This is a genomic window from Oleidesulfovibrio alaskensis DSM 16109 (assembly GCF_000482745.1).
Taxonomy (GTDB): Bacteria; Desulfobacterota; Desulfovibrionia; order Desulfovibrionales; family Desulfovibrionaceae; genus Oleidesulfovibrio; species Oleidesulfovibrio alaskensis.
Window position 1 is genome coordinate 331,081 of the sequence record NZ_KI519494.1, and the last position, 15,623, is coordinate 346,703.

The 15,623-nt window shown below is 60.1% G+C and carries 17 protein-coding genes; 5 read left to right on the forward strand and 12 right to left on the reverse strand.

Features of this window, described 5'->3' with window-relative positions; genetic code table 11:
- The first annotated feature begins 14 nt into the window (after nt 1-14).
- Entirely contained in the window at nt 15-356 is a 342-nt protein-coding gene (locus H586_RS0113505; protein ID WP_027182324.1) for a YbjQ family protein, read from the forward strand.
- A 198-nt stretch (nt 357-554) separates the two neighbouring features.
- On the opposite strand, the gene H586_RS0113510 is transcribed toward H586_RS0113505, so the two are convergent.
- Genes H586_RS0113510 through pspF form a run of 3 tightly spaced genes read right to left on the reverse strand, consistent with a single transcriptional unit; the run spans nt 555 to nt 4,144 of the window.
- Complete coding sequence (locus H586_RS0113510; protein WP_027182325.1) at nt 555-1,016, reverse strand: YbhB/YbcL family Raf kinase inhibitor-like protein; 462 nt, start codon at nt 1,014-1,016, stop codon at nt 555-557.
- Nucleotides 1,013-3,013 (reverse strand): molybdopterin biosynthesis protein, encoded by a 2,001-nt coding sequence (locus H586_RS0113515; protein WP_027182326.1) that lies wholly within the window; start codon nt 3,011-3,013, stop codon nt 1,013-1,015. Before H586_RS0113515 ends, H586_RS0113510 begins: the two co-directional genes overlap by 4 nt.
- Nucleotides 3,014-3,055: 42 nt before the next feature.
- Entirely contained in the window at nt 3,056-4,144 is a 1,089-nt protein-coding gene (pspF, locus tag H586_RS0113520) for a phage shock protein operon transcriptional activator (protein ID WP_027182327.1), read from the reverse strand.
- A gap of 168 nt (nt 4,145-4,312) precedes the next feature.
- Here pspF and pspA point away from each other — a divergent pair, with 168 nt between their 5' ends.
- The 3 genes from pspA to pspC all read left to right on the forward strand — a co-directional run bounded on the left by pspA (nt 4,313) and on the right by pspC (nt 5,802).
- Complete coding sequence (gene pspA / locus H586_RS0113525) at nt 4,313-4,978, forward strand: phage shock protein PspA (protein ID WP_011368971.1); 666 nt, start codon at nt 4,313-4,315, stop codon at nt 4,976-4,978.
- A gap of 135 nt (nt 4,979-5,113) precedes the next feature.
- On the forward strand, nt 5,114-5,374 hold the full coding sequence (gene pspB / locus H586_RS19335) for an envelope stress response membrane protein PspB (RefSeq protein WP_011368970.1): 261 nt from the start codon (nt 5,114-5,116) through the stop codon (nt 5,372-5,374).
- Nucleotides 5,371-5,802: an envelope stress response membrane protein PspC gene (pspC, locus tag H586_RS0113535; protein ID WP_027182328.1), complete on the forward strand. Its 432-nt coding sequence runs from the start codon at nt 5,371-5,373 to the stop codon at nt 5,800-5,802. The genes pspB and pspC overlap by 4 nt, the downstream gene beginning before the upstream one ends.
- Before the next feature lie 215 nt (nt 5,803-6,017).
- On the opposite strand, the gene H586_RS0113540 is transcribed toward pspC, so the two are convergent.
- From H586_RS0113540 to H586_RS0113580, 9 genes are all read right to left on the reverse strand, one after another.
- Nucleotides 6,018-6,824, reverse strand: a complete 807-nt coding sequence (locus tag H586_RS0113540) for a substrate-binding periplasmic protein (RefSeq protein WP_011368968.1) — start codon at nt 6,822-6,824, stop codon at nt 6,018-6,020.
- 92 nt (nt 6,825-6,916) lie between these two features.
- Nucleotides 6,917-7,993, reverse strand: a complete 1,077-nt coding sequence (gene leuB, locus H586_RS0113545) for a 3-isopropylmalate dehydrogenase (RefSeq protein WP_027182329.1) — start codon at nt 7,991-7,993, stop codon at nt 6,917-6,919.
- Between the two features lie 42 nt (nt 7,994-8,035).
- Entirely contained in the window at nt 8,036-8,893 is an 858-nt protein-coding gene (locus tag H586_RS0113550; RefSeq protein WP_027182330.1) for a damage-control phosphatase ARMT1 family protein, read from the reverse strand.
- The gene (locus H586_RS0113555) at nt 8,894-9,397 is read right to left on the reverse strand and encodes a 3-isopropylmalate dehydratase small subunit (protein ID WP_011368965.1); all 504 of its coding nucleotides are present in this window, start codon (nt 9,395-9,397) and stop codon (nt 8,894-8,896) included.
- 16 nt (nt 9,398-9,413) lie between these two features.
- Nucleotides 9,414-10,670 (reverse strand): 3-isopropylmalate dehydratase large subunit, encoded by a 1,257-nt coding sequence (gene leuC / locus H586_RS0113560; RefSeq protein WP_011368964.1) that lies wholly within the window; start codon nt 10,668-10,670, stop codon nt 9,414-9,416.
- A complete protein-coding gene (locus H586_RS0113565; protein WP_027182331.1) occupies nt 10,671-12,194 on the reverse strand; it encodes a 2-isopropylmalate synthase in 1,524 nt (507 codons plus the stop codon).
- Between the two features lie 169 nt (nt 12,195-12,363).
- Entirely contained in the window at nt 12,364-13,113 is a 750-nt protein-coding gene (gene pssA, locus H586_RS0113570; protein ID WP_011368962.1) for a CDP-diacylglycerol--serine O-phosphatidyltransferase, read from the reverse strand.
- Nucleotides 13,114-13,149: 36 nt separating this feature from the next.
- Nucleotides 13,150-13,806, reverse strand: a complete 657-nt coding sequence (locus tag H586_RS0113575; protein WP_011368961.1) for a phosphatidylserine decarboxylase family protein — start codon at nt 13,804-13,806, stop codon at nt 13,150-13,152.
- Nucleotides 13,807-13,898: 92 nt separating this feature from the next.
- Nucleotides 13,899-14,549 (reverse strand): HAD family hydrolase, encoded by a 651-nt coding sequence (locus H586_RS0113580; RefSeq protein ID WP_027182332.1) that lies wholly within the window; start codon nt 14,547-14,549, stop codon nt 13,899-13,901.
- 64 nt (nt 14,550-14,613) lie between these two features.
- Here H586_RS0113580 and H586_RS0113585 point away from each other — a divergent pair, with 64 nt between their 5' ends.
- Nucleotides 14,614-15,588 (forward strand): YbgA family protein, encoded by a 975-nt coding sequence (locus H586_RS0113585; protein WP_027182333.1) that lies wholly within the window; start codon nt 14,614-14,616, stop codon nt 15,586-15,588.
- The last annotated feature ends 35 nt before the right edge of the window (nt 15,589-15,623 follow it).

Consider the following 15,623-nt stretch of genomic DNA (forward strand, 5'->3'; position numbering starts at 1 on the left):
GAAGGAGGCCTTTCATGTTGTTTCTGCTTGGCGGTAATGAAAAAAAGAGCAAAAAGCCCGAGCCGCGCTGTGTCGAAAACGTCGAGGTTGTCAAGGAACTGTTCCGCAACGGGCGTTTTCCCGTGGTGACCACGGAAAGTATGGAAGGCCGGACCATCGGCAAGGTGCTGGGATTGGTGGCCTGCCGCGCCTATGACTCCGAAGAGGCTTTTTTCGGTATGGCTGCGCGTGCCGTGAACAAAGGAGCTCAGGCCATTGTGGGCTATCAGGAAAACGTGGCCTTTCATCCCGACGGCAGCAAATTTTTTTCCTGTTACGGCACTGCGGTACAGTTTGAAAAAGGCAGAAGAGCCTAGCGGGTATGTGCGCCGCAACGCGGGGCGACATGCCGGTGCCGGAGTTTCTGCCGGAATTTTTGCCGGTGCCCCACGCGGCATAAAAGCCGCCGGTCAGATGACCGGCGGCTTTTTTTTTATATCATTCCGTGGTGCGTTCACCGGCTGTTTTTCCGGACGCGTATCCGGCCGCAGGTTCTGCGCCAGCTGCCGCAGGATTTATGCGGTATGGGCGCTGCCGACCACGGTTGTCAGACACGCTTCGGAAATAATATGGCCTTCCATGGCGCGTACCAGCTGCCCCCGCGCAATGCCCGCCTTCAGCGAAAGGCGGCTGTCAAGCGCATACAGCCTGTAGTATACCCGTCTGGGATGACAGGATGGCTGCGGGGCATCGTATCTACAGTTGCCTCTGGTGTTGATACCGTGAGCGGCCCCTTTGAGCGGGGCAAAATCGTCGGCGATGCCGGCCTCAAGCGACCGCAGGTCTGCGGGCAGATTATACAGCATCCACAGCGTGGCCGTGCCGCCGTCGGCATCGGGGTCGTCGCACAGCAGCACAAAAGATGCCGTGCCTTCCGGCACATCTTCCCACGCAAGAGGCGGTGATTCTCCGCCGTGTTGCGGGTTGGCCGCGGGCAGCAGTTCACCTTGTTCGAATATGGGACTTTTCAGTTTCATCTGCCGTGTTCTCCCAGTGCGGTACCGGCCTGCATGACCTGTCCGGTGAGTGTTGTCTCGTATCCGCCCAGCGCTTCTATGCGTGCCAGAAAAGCGGGCGAGCCCAGCAGCTGCATGACGGCCATGACGCGCGGGTCTTCCATGAACTGTTCGGGGATAAGCAGGTCGTAGCGTTCGCGCGCCAGCGGAACAAAATCCAGCCCCAGCGCTTTGGCGGCGGCCCGTATGCCCAGCCCGCAGTCGGCACTGCCGGTCAGCACATTGGCTGCCACGGCCATGTGGGTGTATTCTTCCTTGCCGTAGCCGCGGATTGCATCGGACTGCAGCCCGCATTGCTTCAGGTGCCAGTCAAAAAGTATGCGGGTACCTGCGCCGCGCTGTCTGTTGATGAAGCGCAGCCCTTGCCGGGCCACGTCTTCTATGCCGCGGATGTTGTGGGGGTTGCCCGCCGGTACGATGAAACCCTGATGCCGTATGGCAAGATTGATCAGTACGGCGGGTGTTTCCGGCAGGTATTTGCGGATGAACGGCATATTGTAGTCGCCCGAATCGGGGTCGAACAGATGCACTCCGGCCATGTGGCACGAGCCGTTTTTGACCGCCATGATGCCGCCCATGCTGCCCACATGGCTGGAGGCGAGACGGCATGGGGTGTCCAGTCCCATCAGTTCATCGGCCAGCGCGTCCAGCGTGTTGTCGTGGCTGCCCACACATACCAGAGTACGTTCCAGCGCCGTGCGCGATACCATAAGCTCGGCAGGTACGGACTGCCCCTGTTCGAGACCTTCGGCGTTGGCGGGTATGCGTGTGACGGCCTGTGCCCGCGACAGCGTGGTGATGCAGCCTGCCCCGCGTCCCAGCGGAGTGGCCATGTATTTGTGTCCTACGCGTCCCACGGAAAGGCGCAGAAATTCTTCCACTCCCAGCTTGGAGGGGACTTTGCGCGTCATTTCCACGGTGACGCTTTCGCGGCGGGGTGCCTCGCCGCGTCCCAGCCAGGCTATGAGCGGGGCGAGCAGTTCTTCAAAACAGATGACCGAGCTTACAGGATAGCCCGGTGCACCTGCCACCAGCCGTCCCTTGCACAGCCCCAGCAGTGAAGGTTTGCCGGGCATGGCGGCTATGCCGTGCACCAGCACTTCACCCAGTGCCGCAATGGTGGCGCGTGTGTAATCCTTGCTGCCTGCCGACGAACCGGCACAGATGACCGTCAGGTGCACGTTGTCGTCCAGCGAAGCGGTAACCGCCTGCCGGATGACTTCGGGAACGTCGGGCACCGGTGCCACCCTTTCCACTTCGCAGCCCAGGCCGCGCGCCAGAGTGGCCAGCACCTGTGAATTGCTTTCAATGACCTGCCCGGGACCGGGTTCCGGACGTGCCGTGAAGTCCAGCACTTCGTCTCCGGTGGGGATAATGCGGACTCTGATGCGTTCATACACCCGTACTTCCCATATGCCGCCGGAAAGCAGCGTGCCCACGTCGTATGCGGTCAGGGTGTGCCCCTGCGGAAAAAGCAGTTCCGTCGCCACGATGTCTTCACCGATGCGGCGTACATGCTGCCACGGAAAGGCGGGTGCTTCTATGGAGATGCTTTGCGGGGCGGTGCTGTCGGGCAGGGCGGCAACCACATTTTCAATCATGATAACGGCATCGGCACCTTCGGGCAGCGGGTGTCCCGTGTTGACCGCCACGGCGTGTCCGGCCTGCAGCGGCCCTTCGGTCCGGGCGGTCTGCACCTGCAGCGTCACCGCCGCATCTTCGCGCGCGGCAAAGGTGTCGTCGGCGCGCACGGCAAAACCGTCCATGGCTGCGCTGTGAAATGTGGGGGAGGAAAAACGGGCGTACACGGCTTCGGCAGTCACCCTGCCCGCGGCCTCGTGCGAGGCGACGCGCTGTGTGCGTACGAGCGATTCGCGGTCGAGCGCCCCGCGTACGGTTTCCACAGCCTGCGGTATGGGAACTGTCTTCAGGTAGACATTGCGCTTGAAGGAAGACATGGCATTACTCGCTTGTGTGCTGTTGTGTGCGTGTTTACATCCTTACGGGTCAGCGACAATATCCTGTTTATGTTTGCGGAACAACCCGCGAAACTGGTGGTAGGTCAGGCCCAGCAGCTCTGCGGCCTGCCGCTGATTGTGGCGTGTGCGTTCCAGCGCGGCGCGCAGGTATTCCTGCTCCAGTGCATGGGCGGCCCGCTGCAGCGGTATGGAAAGATCGGGCACGGAAGAAGGAAAGGGCGCGGTGTCCCCTTGCGGGCAGGGCGCCTGCGGACGTTGTGAAGGAGGGTCCGGATTTTCTGTGCCGTGGTGTTCCGGATATGGTGCCGCAAGCCCCTGCCGCCAGGGAGAGACAAAAGGGTCTGTTTCTATGGTATCTATGAGAGCGCCGTCAGAGTGAAACACGGCGCGCTCGACTGTGTTTTTCAGTTCGCGCACGTTGCCGGGCCAGCTGTGATTTTTCAGGGCGGCTTCGGCGTGCGGGGTAAACCGCGGCGTTTCCGGTCTGCCCAGTTCCGCGGCCATGGAAGCGGCAAAACGCCGTGCCAGCAGCATGATGTCTTCACCCCGTTCCCGCAGCGGGGGCAGCGTGAGCACCTCAAATGCCAGCCTGTCCAGCAGATCCCGTTTGAACCGGCCTGCATCGGCCATGCGCGCCAGATCAACATTGGTGGCGGCCACTATGCGCACGTCTGTCTCCACGGCGTGTGAACCGCCGACGCGCTCGAAAACGCCGTATTCGACAACGCGCAGAATTTTTTCCTGCATGGCCGGCGGCATGTTGCCTATCTCGTCCAGAAACAGGGTGCCGCCGTGCGCCTGCTCGAATCTGCCCCGGCGCTGTCTTTCGGCGCCGGTGAAGGCACCGCTTTCGTGGCCGAAGAGTTCCGATTCTATGAGGGCAGGTGATATGGCCGCACAGTTCAATGTGACCAGCGGCCCCTGCCAGCGCGACGAAAGGTAGTGCAGCCGGGTGGCGGCCAGTTCCTTGCCGGTGCCGCGTTCGCCCAGCAGCAGCACGGGCCTTTCCACCTTTGCCGCACGGGATACATGTTCCTGAAATGCCAGAAACACATCGGAACTGCCCAGTGCTTCCACGTGGGCGGCATGTGGCTGTGTACGCCTGCTCATGGTTTTTTATGCCATAATATGGTTTAAAATGCTACTAAATGGTTTTGCATACCACATTGCGTGTTCGTGCCCGATATAAAATAAACTGTAAAAACAGAATGATGTGTCAGTTGAGCGCCTCTGGCACAGAAGGTGCTTATTTACTGCCAACCAACCAAGGAGGATGCCATGGGTATTTTTTCCCGGTTCAAGGATATCGTGAGTGCCAACATGAGCGCCATGCTGGACAAGGCAGAAGATCCTGAAAAACTGATCAGGCTTATGATTCGCGAGATGGAAGAAACGCTGGTCGAGCTGAAGGCCAACTGCGCCGGTACGATGGCTGAAGCCACTCGTGTCGGACGCGAGCTTGACGTGGTGGAAAAGGCCAGAGAGCGCTGGGCACAGCGGGCTGAACTGGCTGTCAGCCGCGGGCGCGAAGATCTGGCGCGCGAAGCGCTGCTGGAAAAACGGCGCGAACAGGAACGTGCGGATGCGTTGCTGCGCGAGATGGCCGGCTGTGAGGCTCTGGTGGCCGAGGCGCGCAACGATATAGCCACGCTGGAAGAAAAGCTGGCATCGGCACGTGAAAAGCAGCGCCTGCTCATGCAGCGCCATGCGCATGCCAGAGTGCGTACGCAGGCTCGGCGTGATGTGAACCGCGCTGTTTCGCTGGACGCCATGCGCCGTTTTGACGAGCTGGAACAGCGGGTCGAGTTTATGGAAGCCGAAGCCGAGATTGAAGTCCCGCAGCGCAAGCCCGACCTTGAGGACCGGTTTGCCCAGCTGGAAGGTGCGGATGAAATAGAGCGTGAACTGGATGCCCTGCGCCGCAAGGTGAATCCTTCCGCGTAAAAAAACGGGCAGGGCGTGCGGGGGCTGGTGGTTGTATGCCGCGCCGTGCTGGGGTAGCATGGCTGGCCTGTATGTTGCCACCCGCTGCCGCGGCTTTGTCTGCCGTTTTTCAGATAACAGGGAGTCTACGTCACCATGTTTCCGCACACTGCTTCTTTTGGCATGTTCTGGTTTATGATACTGCCGCTTATAGCCATAGCCGTTGTACTGGTGCTGCTGCTGCGCCTGCTGCGCGACAGACGCCCCGGTGCCGATGCGGACGCCGCCACGGATGAAGCCCGTATGATTCAGGAATTGTACAGGGGCATGAACCGTATGGAACAGCGGGTTGAAGCATTGGAAACGCTGCTGCTGGAGCGTGATGCGCGGTCCGCCCGCAGGGAGGATGAGCGATGAGAAGATTTGGTCCTGCAGGCTGCCGCGGCGGCCGCAATCACAATTCCTGTCCGCCGCCGGAAGGCAGAACGCTGTACCGCGCGCGTGACGGAAAGATAATGGGTGTGTGCAAGGGGCTGGCCGAATATTTTGAAGTCGAGCCGGTCTGGATACGCCTGTTTACCATTCTCGGTGCGCTGGCGACAGGTATCTGGCCTGCGCTGGGAATTTATATTCTGGCCGGGCTGCTGATGAAGCCTAAGCCCGTCATGCCGGTGCGCGATATCCACGAGGGAGAATTCTATTCTTCGTATGTATCTTCGCGCAAGGCGGCACTGGCGCGGCTTAAGGAACAGTTTGCACGTCTTGACAGGCGTATCCGCCGTATGGAGGATGCTGTGACCAGCCGCGATTTTGACTGGCAGCGGCGGTTTGACGACAGACGCTGACCGCCCGGCGCGGTGTGGCGTCTTTTCGTCCGCAAAAGTGTTTTTCCGTGATTTCTCAGCGTTGTCCGGCGGTGCCTGCATGCTGCGCGGGCAATACCTGCTGCCGTCAGCCGGCAGATGAATTTTGTATGCAGCAGAAGGTGCGGCCGTAAGGCCGCATTTTTTTCCGGCCGGTCGTCCTGCGTGCGGCGCCTGTCTGGTCCGTCGTTTCCGGCCTACAGGCCGGAGGCCTGAACACGGCGGGGGGCAGGGGGCCGCGGCAGATTGGCGATGGCGTTGGGAGTAAGCCCGTACCGCAGCCGGATGCGGTCGTAGCAACCGTCGCGGTGCATGATGGCCAGCCCTTCTTCCAGCGCGGCAAGCAGCTGCGTGCTTCTGTCATTGGTGGCAAGCAATGCTGCAAAGACAGGGCGAGAAGCAAAAGGCGGACAAAGCAGACGTATACCCTGCTGTTCAACGGCGGAAAGTCTGTTCAGCGATTCCAGCAGGGTGGCCTCGGTGTCCAGAATGGCGTCCACACGGCCGGTGAGCAGCTTTTTCATGTTGCTGTCTTCATCGGGAGCCTGTTCCACGCGGGAAAAACCTCTACGCAGTAATTCCGGGCCGAACATGCTGTCTTTCACCACTCCCAGCGTATGCGCGGCTGTGGGGCCGGGCGCACCGGCCGGCGAACCGGCAAGCACGGCAAACATGCTGTCGATGCGCAGCAGGCCTGATGAGAGCGTGTAGCGTTCGCGGTTGCGGGGTGAATCGTACACGGCCAGCAGCACATCCATGGAGCCGTCAGTCACTTTGCTGACGGCCCGCTGCCACGGCAGCACACAGGTGTGCGCGACATAGCCGGCATGCTCGTAAGCCTGTGTGATGATATCAATAAGAATGCCGGAACCGGCAGCGGAAATATACGGGGGCCATTCGCCGGCGGCTATGCGCACTTCGCGCGGCGGTTCCTGCGACATTGCCGGAGGCCCCCATGCTGTGAAGCATGCGGCCAGAGAAAGAAAAATAACGGCAGCTCGCATAGATACCTCCGGTGTCGGCCCGATGGTACACTCACTGCCCCACCAAGTCCATAGCGCCCGTGCCCCGTTGGCGGGACACGGGCTGCGGGTCGTCAGATGCGTTCGTTGACAAGGTTGCCCATGGTGTTGCATCCCACCAGCGTGCCGCCCTGATCCATTATGTCACCGGTGCGGTAGCCGGCTTTAAGTACCTGTTGCACGGCGCCTTCGACGGCTTCTGCTTCTTTTTCCAGCCCGAAGCTGTGGCGCAGCATCATGGCTGTGGAAAGAATGGTAGCCAGCGGGTTGGCTTTGTTCTGCCCGGCGATGTCGGGGGCGGAGCCGTGGATGGGTTCGAACAGTCCGGGCCCTCCGGCACCCAGCGAAGCCGATGGCAGCATGCCAATGGAACCGGTGATGACCGAAGCTTCATCCGAAAGAATGTCGCCGAACAGGTTGCCGGTCACGATGACGTCAAACTGCGATGGGTCGCGCACCAGCTGCATGGCCGCGTTGTCAACATACATGTGCGAAAGCTCCACGTCGGGGAATTCATCGGCGTGGGTGGCTGTGACTATCTCGCGCCACAGACGCGACACGGCCAGCACGTTGGCCTTGTCCACCGAGCAGACCCTGCCGGAGCGCTTGCGGGCGGCTTCAAAAGCCACGCGGGCGATGCGGCGGACTTCTTCTTCGTTGTACACCATGGTGTTAAAGGCGGTCCGCAGGCCGTCACGGGTTTCTTCACCGGCCGGAGTGCCGAAATAAATGCCGCCGGTCAGTTCGCGTACCACCATGACATCAATGCCGTTGGCAACTATGTCGGGCCGCAGAAAGCAGGCGCTTGCCAGTTCGGGAAAAAGTTTTGCGGGGCGCAGATTGGCAAACAGGCCGAGAGCTTTGCGGATGCCGAGCAGACCGGCTTCGGGTCGTTCGGCGCCGGTCAGGTTGTCCCAGCGGGGGCCGCCCACAGCACCCAGCAGCACGGCATGGGCCGCTTTGCAGGCTTCCACGGTTTCCTGCGGCAGGGGATCGCCTGTTTTGTCAATGGCCGCTCCGCCGATAAGCGCATCGGTAAATTCCATGTCGTGGCCGAATTTTCCGGCCACGGTTTCCAGCACCCGCACGCCCTGTTCCATTATCTCCGGCCCTATGCCGTCACCGGCAAGCAGGCATATGCGCATTTCCATGATATGGTCTCCTTGACCCTGTCCGTACCGGAGAGTTCCGGCTTACGGTTGTTGAAGCAAAAACATCGAGGTGCCCTGCGGCACGTCCAGCATCTGTGCCACCACGGCGCATTTGGCCTTGAACGCGAACCATACGGGTCGCAGGTGGCCCCGCAGGCCTTCAAAATTGCCCTGCCCTTTGGCCAGCACCACATCTGCCTGCATCAGGGTGTGTGTGAATCCGGCGGAAAGCGATTCCGGATATGCTCCGGGGCTGTCCGCGCCGGAATCAACCACACGGCACAGCTGTGTCATGCCGCAGCCAAGAGCGTCTTCCATGGTGGCGTCGTTGAGCACCGGTGCCCCGCGCACCGCGTAGGTCACGTCAAGACCCAGTGCGTTCAGCTGTTCCACCAGCAGGGTGTCCAGCACTATTTCGCCGCAGTTGTCGCCCAGTATGACCACCGTGCGTGCGGTCTGCAGGGCCGTGCGGAAGGAAGGATACCAGCGGGCGGACCAGTCTGCCCGGTTTTCGGTTTCCAGCGCGCCTTCCCAGTCGAATTCTATGCCTGTGCCCGCATCCATGTAATTGCCTATGATGGCAATGTTCAGGGCGGTATGCAGCGGATCGGCCGCTGCCGAAACCCTGCTGCGCAGACCGGGCAGCAACTGCGCCGCCCGCCTGTTGGCGTGTTGTTTTACCTGTGCAAAAGGGTCTGCGGTGCCTGTAAGCCGCGGCACTGCGGCATACAGCGGACGCAGCATGGCCGGCGGACTGCCGGTCAGGCCGTGCCGTGCCACATGGTCTGCAAACACCCTGACCACGTTCTGCTGCACGGCTTCATCGTCCGGGGCGGCCAGCCGGGCTACCCTTACAGCCTGCGCCATCATGCAGGGCAGGCACTCCATGGCGGCCTGCATTTATGCGTCTCCGGCGGCCAGACGTTCGCGCACGTAGGGCACCAGTCCGCCTTTGTCCAGAATGTCGTGCATAAAGGGCGGCAGAGGCGGGCAGCTGATCACATCGCCCGTGGTGTGATTGGTGATGCGCCCGTTTTCCACATCCACGCTCAGAACGTCGCCGTCGTGTATTCTGTCCGCGTCGTCGCCGATTTCTATGAGGATGAGTCCCATGTTGAAGCCGTTGCGGTAGAATATGCGTGCAAAGCTGTGCGCCACCACAACAGGCATGCCCGCACCGAGTATGGCAATGGGGGCATGCTCGCGCGACGAACCGCAGCCGAAGTTTTTGCCGCCCACCATAATGTCACCCTGCTGCACGCGGGACACCCACCCGTGTTCAAGGCCTTCCATGCAGTTGGCGCCCAGCTGCGCGGGGTCTGTGGTAACCAGAAACCGTGCGGGAATGATTGCGTCTGTGTCTATGTGGTCGCCCACCTTGCGGGCGGTGCCGTTGTATTGCATCGTTGTCTCCTTGCTGCTACAGGCCGCGCGGGTCGGCTATTTCGCCTGCCACGGCGGAAGCCGCGGCCACGGACGGGTTGGAAAGATACACCTCTGATTCGAGGCTGCCCATGCGGCCGCGGAAGTTGCGGTTGGTGGTGGCTATGGCGCGTTCTCCGTCGGCAAGAATCCCCATGTGCCCGCCCAGACAGGGGCCGCAGGTGGCGGGGCCCACTATGCAGCCTGCATCCATGAAGGTTTCGATAAGCCCTTCGCGCAGGGCCTGCTTCCAGATGCCCGGGGTGGCAGGCAGCACGATGCAGCGTACGCTTTTGTGCACCTTGCGCCCGCGCAGCACGGCTGCCGCCTCGCGCAGGTCGCTTATGCGGCCGTTGGTGCACGAGCCGATGACAGCCTGATGTATCTGCACGCCCTGCACTTCGGTAACCGGGCGAACATTTTCGGGCAGGTGAGGGCAGGCTATCTGCGGTGCAAGGTCTGAAACGTCGAATGACAGACTGCGTTCGTATACGGCGTCCTGATCGGCGCTCAGCTTTTCGTCGTTGCGGCCTCTGGCGGCGGTGTAGGCCAGCGTCAGGTCATCGGAGGGAAACAGCCCGCATTTGCCGCCGGCTTCAATGGCCATATTGGCAATGGTCATGCGGCCTTCCACGCTCATGGCGTCCACCACGGGGCCGTCAAATTCCAGCGCCTTGTACAGCGCTCCGTCAACGCCGATATGCCCGATGAGCTGCAACACAAGGTCTTTTGCTCCCACGTGGGCAGGCATGGTGCCGCGGTAGGAAACGCGTATGCTCGGCGGCACCTTGAACCAGGTTTCGCCCAGCGCCATGGCTCCGGCCACGTCGGTGGAGCCGAGACCGGTGGCAAATGCGCCCAGCCCGCCGTAAGTGCAGGTGTGGCTGTCTGCGCCCACCACAATATCGCCCGGACCCACAAGGCCGAGTTCGGGCAGCAGGGCATGTTCCACACCGGCCTCGCCGCCTTCGTAATAATGGGTTATGCCCATCTGCGCGGCAAATTCGCGCGTGTTTTTTACCTGAATGGCCGAATCGATATCTTTCTGCGGGGTGAAGTGGTCCATGACAAGGGCCACTCTGTCTTTGTCAAACACCTTGCCGGCACCCATTGCCCTGAAGGACTTGATGGCCAGCGGAGCGGTGATGTCGTTGGCCAGCGCCATGGAAACGCGGCAGCGCACTATCTGCCCTGCTTCGCCCACCTGCTGGTCTGTGTGCTTCTGCAGTATCTTCTGCGCAAGCGTATGAGCCATCTATTTGTCCTCCTGTTCTTTTTTGGCAAGTCTGTTCAGCGCATTGAGATACGCTTTTGCACTGGCTGTGATGATATCAGCATCGGCACCGCGGCCTACCGCGGCACTGCCGTTTTCCTGCAGCTTGACTGTTACCTCGCCCTGCGCGTCGGTGCCGCCGGTGATGGCGTTGACCGAATAATGCCGCAGCTGCGGGGCACGTCCCACTATCTGTGATATGGCATTGAATACCGCGTCAATGGGACCCACGCCGAAGGTGGTGTGCTGACGGCGTTCGCCGCCCACTTCCATGACAATGGCGGCGGAAGGGGGAACTCCCGTATCGCTGGCCTGCACGCTGAGGTGCACAAGCCGGAACATGTCGGGTATGCGGAACACCTCTTCAAGCACCAGCGCTTCCATATCTTCGTCGTAGATCTGTTTTTTTCTGTCGGCGAGCTTCTTTACGGCATCGAACACCAGCTGGGTCTGTTCCGGAGTCAGGCGGTAGCCGAGCTCTTCAAGCTTGCCGTTGATGGCGTTGCGGCCCGAGTGCTTGCCCAGAACGATTTCCGTCTTGGTGCGACCCACGGATTCCGGCGTCATTATTTCGTATGTCTCGCGGTTTTTCAGCATGCCGTCCTGATGGATGCCTGACTCGTGCGCAAAGGCGTTGGCCCCTACAATGGCTTTGTTGGCGGGTATGGGCTGCCCGATGATCATGGAAAGCAAGCGGCAGGCAGGGAAAAGCTGCTCTGACTTTATTCCTGTTTCCATGTCGTAGTAAGCATGCCGTGTCCGCAGGGACATGACAAGTTCTTCCAGCGCGGCGTTGCCGGCACGTTCGCCTATGCCTGATACGGTGACCTCTGCCTGCCGTGCACCTGCTTTGAGCGCGGCCAGCGTGTTGGCCACCGCCAGACCGAGGTCGTTGTGGCAGTGGACGGAAAAGACGGCCTTGTGGCTGTTGCGCGCGTTTTCCATGACATAACGCACCAGTGCGCCGAATTCGTCCGGTTGCGCATAGCCCACGGTGTCGGGAATGTTGATGGTGGTGGCACCGGCGTCAATGGCGGTTTCCACAACGCGGGTAAGAAAATCCCAGTCGGAACGCGATGCGTCTTCGGCGCTGAATTCCACATTGGAGCACAGGCCTGCGGCATACCGCACTGCGTCGCGCGCCATTTCCAGCACCTGTTCGGGCGATTTGCGCAGTTTGTACTGCATATGCACCGGCGAGGTGGCGATAAAGGTGTGAATACGCGGATGTGCTGCGTTTCTGATGGCTGCCCATGCGTGGTCGATGTCGGGCTGCACGGCGCGGCACAGACCGGCGACCTGTGCATTTTTCACGGTGGCGGCTATGGTTTTCACAGCTTCAAAGTCGCCTTTGCTGGCAGCCGGAAAGCCGGCCTCCATAATGTCCACACCGACCATTTCCAGCTGGCGGGCCAGCTGCACCTTTTCATGAATGTTCATGGTGGCGCCGGGCGACTGTTCGCCGTCGCGCAACGTGGTGTCGAAAATGTACAATCTGTCAGCCATGGGATACTCCTACGGCTATGCGGCTTTATGTGCCGCTATTTCAGGGCTTGGAGGAGTCGGGTTCGTCTTCCCTGCATCACGTGGCCTGCGGGCTTATGATGCGCGTAGAGTCCCGGGAAGACTCCGCTTCCGGGTATCTGACGATGCGCTTGCTATCGGACAATCCTGATTAGGATAGGTCGCGTAGCAGCTTGGGATGACGGCGGGGTAGGATAATGAGAGTGTATACGGGGCCGGAAATGAGATAGCCCGCGAATACGAGGAACCCGAGGAGTTTGGGATCCGAAATAATGAGAACGAACAGCAGAATGGCCGAAACCATGGAGCTGAACGGATGAGCCTTGATAAGGCCGTATTCTTTGAATGATGCGTACCGGAACCGGCTGACCATCAGGAAGCCGAGAACGAACGTGATGCCGAGGCAGAATGCGGGGAACGCAGCTGCAAAGGTCTCGGGCACGTAGATGCTGAAGAATACCAGCGAGGAAAGGGTGCATCCGGCTGCGGGTATGGGCAGCCCGATGAAGAATTTTTTGGGTGTGACAGCCGTGGAAATATTGAAACGGGCAAGGCGCAGCGCACCGCAGGCCGCAAAAAGAAACGCCACGGCAATGCCGAGCCGTCCGTACGCGTGCAGCTGCCATGAGTACATCATGAACGCGGGCGTGACCCCGAAAGCCACAAGGTCTGCCAGCGAGTCGAACTGCACGCCGAATTCACTGGCGCTGTTGGTCAGGCGGGCAACCTTGCCGTCCAGCCCGTCCATAAGGGCGCTGAAGAGAATGGCCAGAGCACACATTTCCACACGTCCTTCCGCAGCCCACAGAATACCGAGGAAGCCGGCGAACAGGCTTGCCGTGGTAAACAGGTTGGGAAGAATGTACACCCCTCTGCGGGTGGGAGTGGTCTGTGTGTCCATTGTCTCGTTATTCCTTGCGGGGTGTTGTCCGGCGCATTATTCCGCCGGTTGCTCCTTTTTTGCGGCCAGTACTGTCTGCCCTGCAAAAACGGTTTCACCCACTGTGACCTTTGGTTCATACTCTTCCGGCAGGTAAACGTCAACCCGCGAACCGAACCTGATCATGCCGCAGCGTTCGCCGCGTCTGAGCGTGTCGCCTTCTTCCACCCTGCATACTATGCGTCTGGCGATGAGTCCGGCTATCTGCACCATGCTCCAGCGCAGGCCGTCGGCGTCCACTATGTCATAGGCGCAGCGTTCATTGTCAGTCGAAGCTTTGTCCCACGACGCATTGAAGTACTTGCCCGGATGGTAGGCAATGCTCTGCACGGTGCCGCTGACCGGAAAGCGGTTTACATGCACGTTGAAGACATTCATGAAAATGCAGACGCACATGCGCGGTTCTCCGGTGAAAGGGTCGGGCATGGGCTGCACTTTTATGATGCGGCCGTCTGCGGGGCTTACCCCTGCGCCGGGGGCCGAAGGCACCACCCTTTCCGGATCGCGGAAAAAATGCACGCTGAACCAGCACAGCAGCAGAAACACAACGGCCATGAACCAGCAGTCGATGATGGCGAAGACCAGTGCGGCAAGCGCGGTCAGACCGATGACGGGAAAACCTTCAGGCGTTATGGAATGGGTAGCTTTCTGCATGATGATGTTCCTGCCGGAACCTGTCTCCGGCACAGCTGTGTGAGGTTGAACGGTAGCAATCGGTATGTCAAAACGCGGCAAAAGGCAATGCGTTATCGTGCGCAGGCTTCCAGCCGCAGTTCCGGTATATGTGCGGTAAGCCCTTTGTAAAACGCCTCGTAGCTGGTATACAGCAGGGTGTTGAGCCCGCGTGATGCCGCTCTGCCGATGTGCCCTGCGTTGTCGTCGATAAAGAGCGCGCGGTCCGGCCGTACACCGGTGCGCTGGCAGATGAAGTCGAAAAAATCTGTGCTGCGCTTGTTCATGCCCACACGGTATGAATTGAATACCAGATCGAACTGTGCGTAGATGCGGTGTGCGGCGTCCAGTTCTTCCAGCCAGTTTGTCTGGTCGCTGGCGATGACGGCGCGTATGCCCGCGCAGCGCACTGCGTTGACGGCATCAAGCATGTACAGGCGGATGAGAAACCGCGAGAGTATGGCCTCGCGCAGCTCTTCGTCCGGTGCTTCAATTCCGGTGCGGCGGCGCAGTTCCTGCCAGAATCCGGCCTCTGTCATCTTGCCGTTGACGTAGCCGCCGTTGTAGCAGATGTCCGTGGCATGGGCGAGCAGCTCTCCGGAGGCTATTCCGAAACGGTTTTCCAGCGCATGCAGGCCGTTGACGAAACCCTCTTCGGCAATGACGCCCCCGAAGTCGAAAAATACAACATCAAGGCCGTGGCGGGTGGTATGGTCTGCGCACATGGTGCATGATCTCCGCTTGCTGGTGGTTTTGCCCCAGTATAACCCATAGCAGGAAAAGCGCAACATGACTGAACGCATACGCATCGGTATCAGTTCGTGCCTTCTGGGCAACAAGGTCCGGCACGACGGCGGACATAAGTTCGACTCGTACATAGTGAACGTGCTGGGGCGGTATCTTGATTTTGTTCCCGTGTGTCCCGAGGTGGAATGCGGGCTGCCCACCCCGCGTGAACCCATGCGGCTGGCCGGTGATGTGCACAGTCCGCGTCTGATGACCAGCAAGACATGGCAGGACAAGACGGAACAGATGCAGACCTGGGCGGACAGCAAGGTGCGCGAACTGGAAGAACAGGGCCTGTGCGGATTCATATTCAAACGCGGCTCGCCTTCTTCCGGCATGGAGCGGGTCAAGGTGTATCCTTTCACCGACCCGCGTGAGGTAAAGAACGTGGGCGCGCCCGTGCTCAAAGGCTCGGGGCTGTTTGCCAGAACGTTCATGGAGCATTTTCCGCTGCTGCCCGTGGAAGAGGAAGGCCGGCTGAACGACCCCGTGCTGCGTGAAAACTTCATAGAACGGCTGTTTGTGGTGCGCCGCTGGTACGACCTGCTGGAATCAGGCATGGCACCCGGTGCGGTGGTGGAGTTTCATACACGCCATAAACTGCTTCTGCTGGCACATTCCACACAGAAATACCGCGAAATGGGCAGGCTGGTTGCCGCCGTGCGCGAATACAGCCCGGAGCAGTTCCGCACGGAATACCGCAGGCTGCTTATGGAAGCTCTTTCGGTACGTGCCACCGCGGGCAGGCATGCCAATGTGCAGCAACATATAATGGGCTATTTCCGCAGGCAGCTTACAACAGATGAAAAGCAGGAACTGGTCGAAATCATAGACCGGTACCGTAACGGTCTTGTACCGTTGATAGTGCCTGTAACCATGCTGAATCATTATGTGCGTAAATACGGTGACGAGTATCTTGCCGGGCAGTACTATCTTAACCCGCATCCGGTGGAACTGAAGCTGCGTAACCACATCTGACGGGTGCCGGAAAAAAAATGCACCGGAACGCTTAT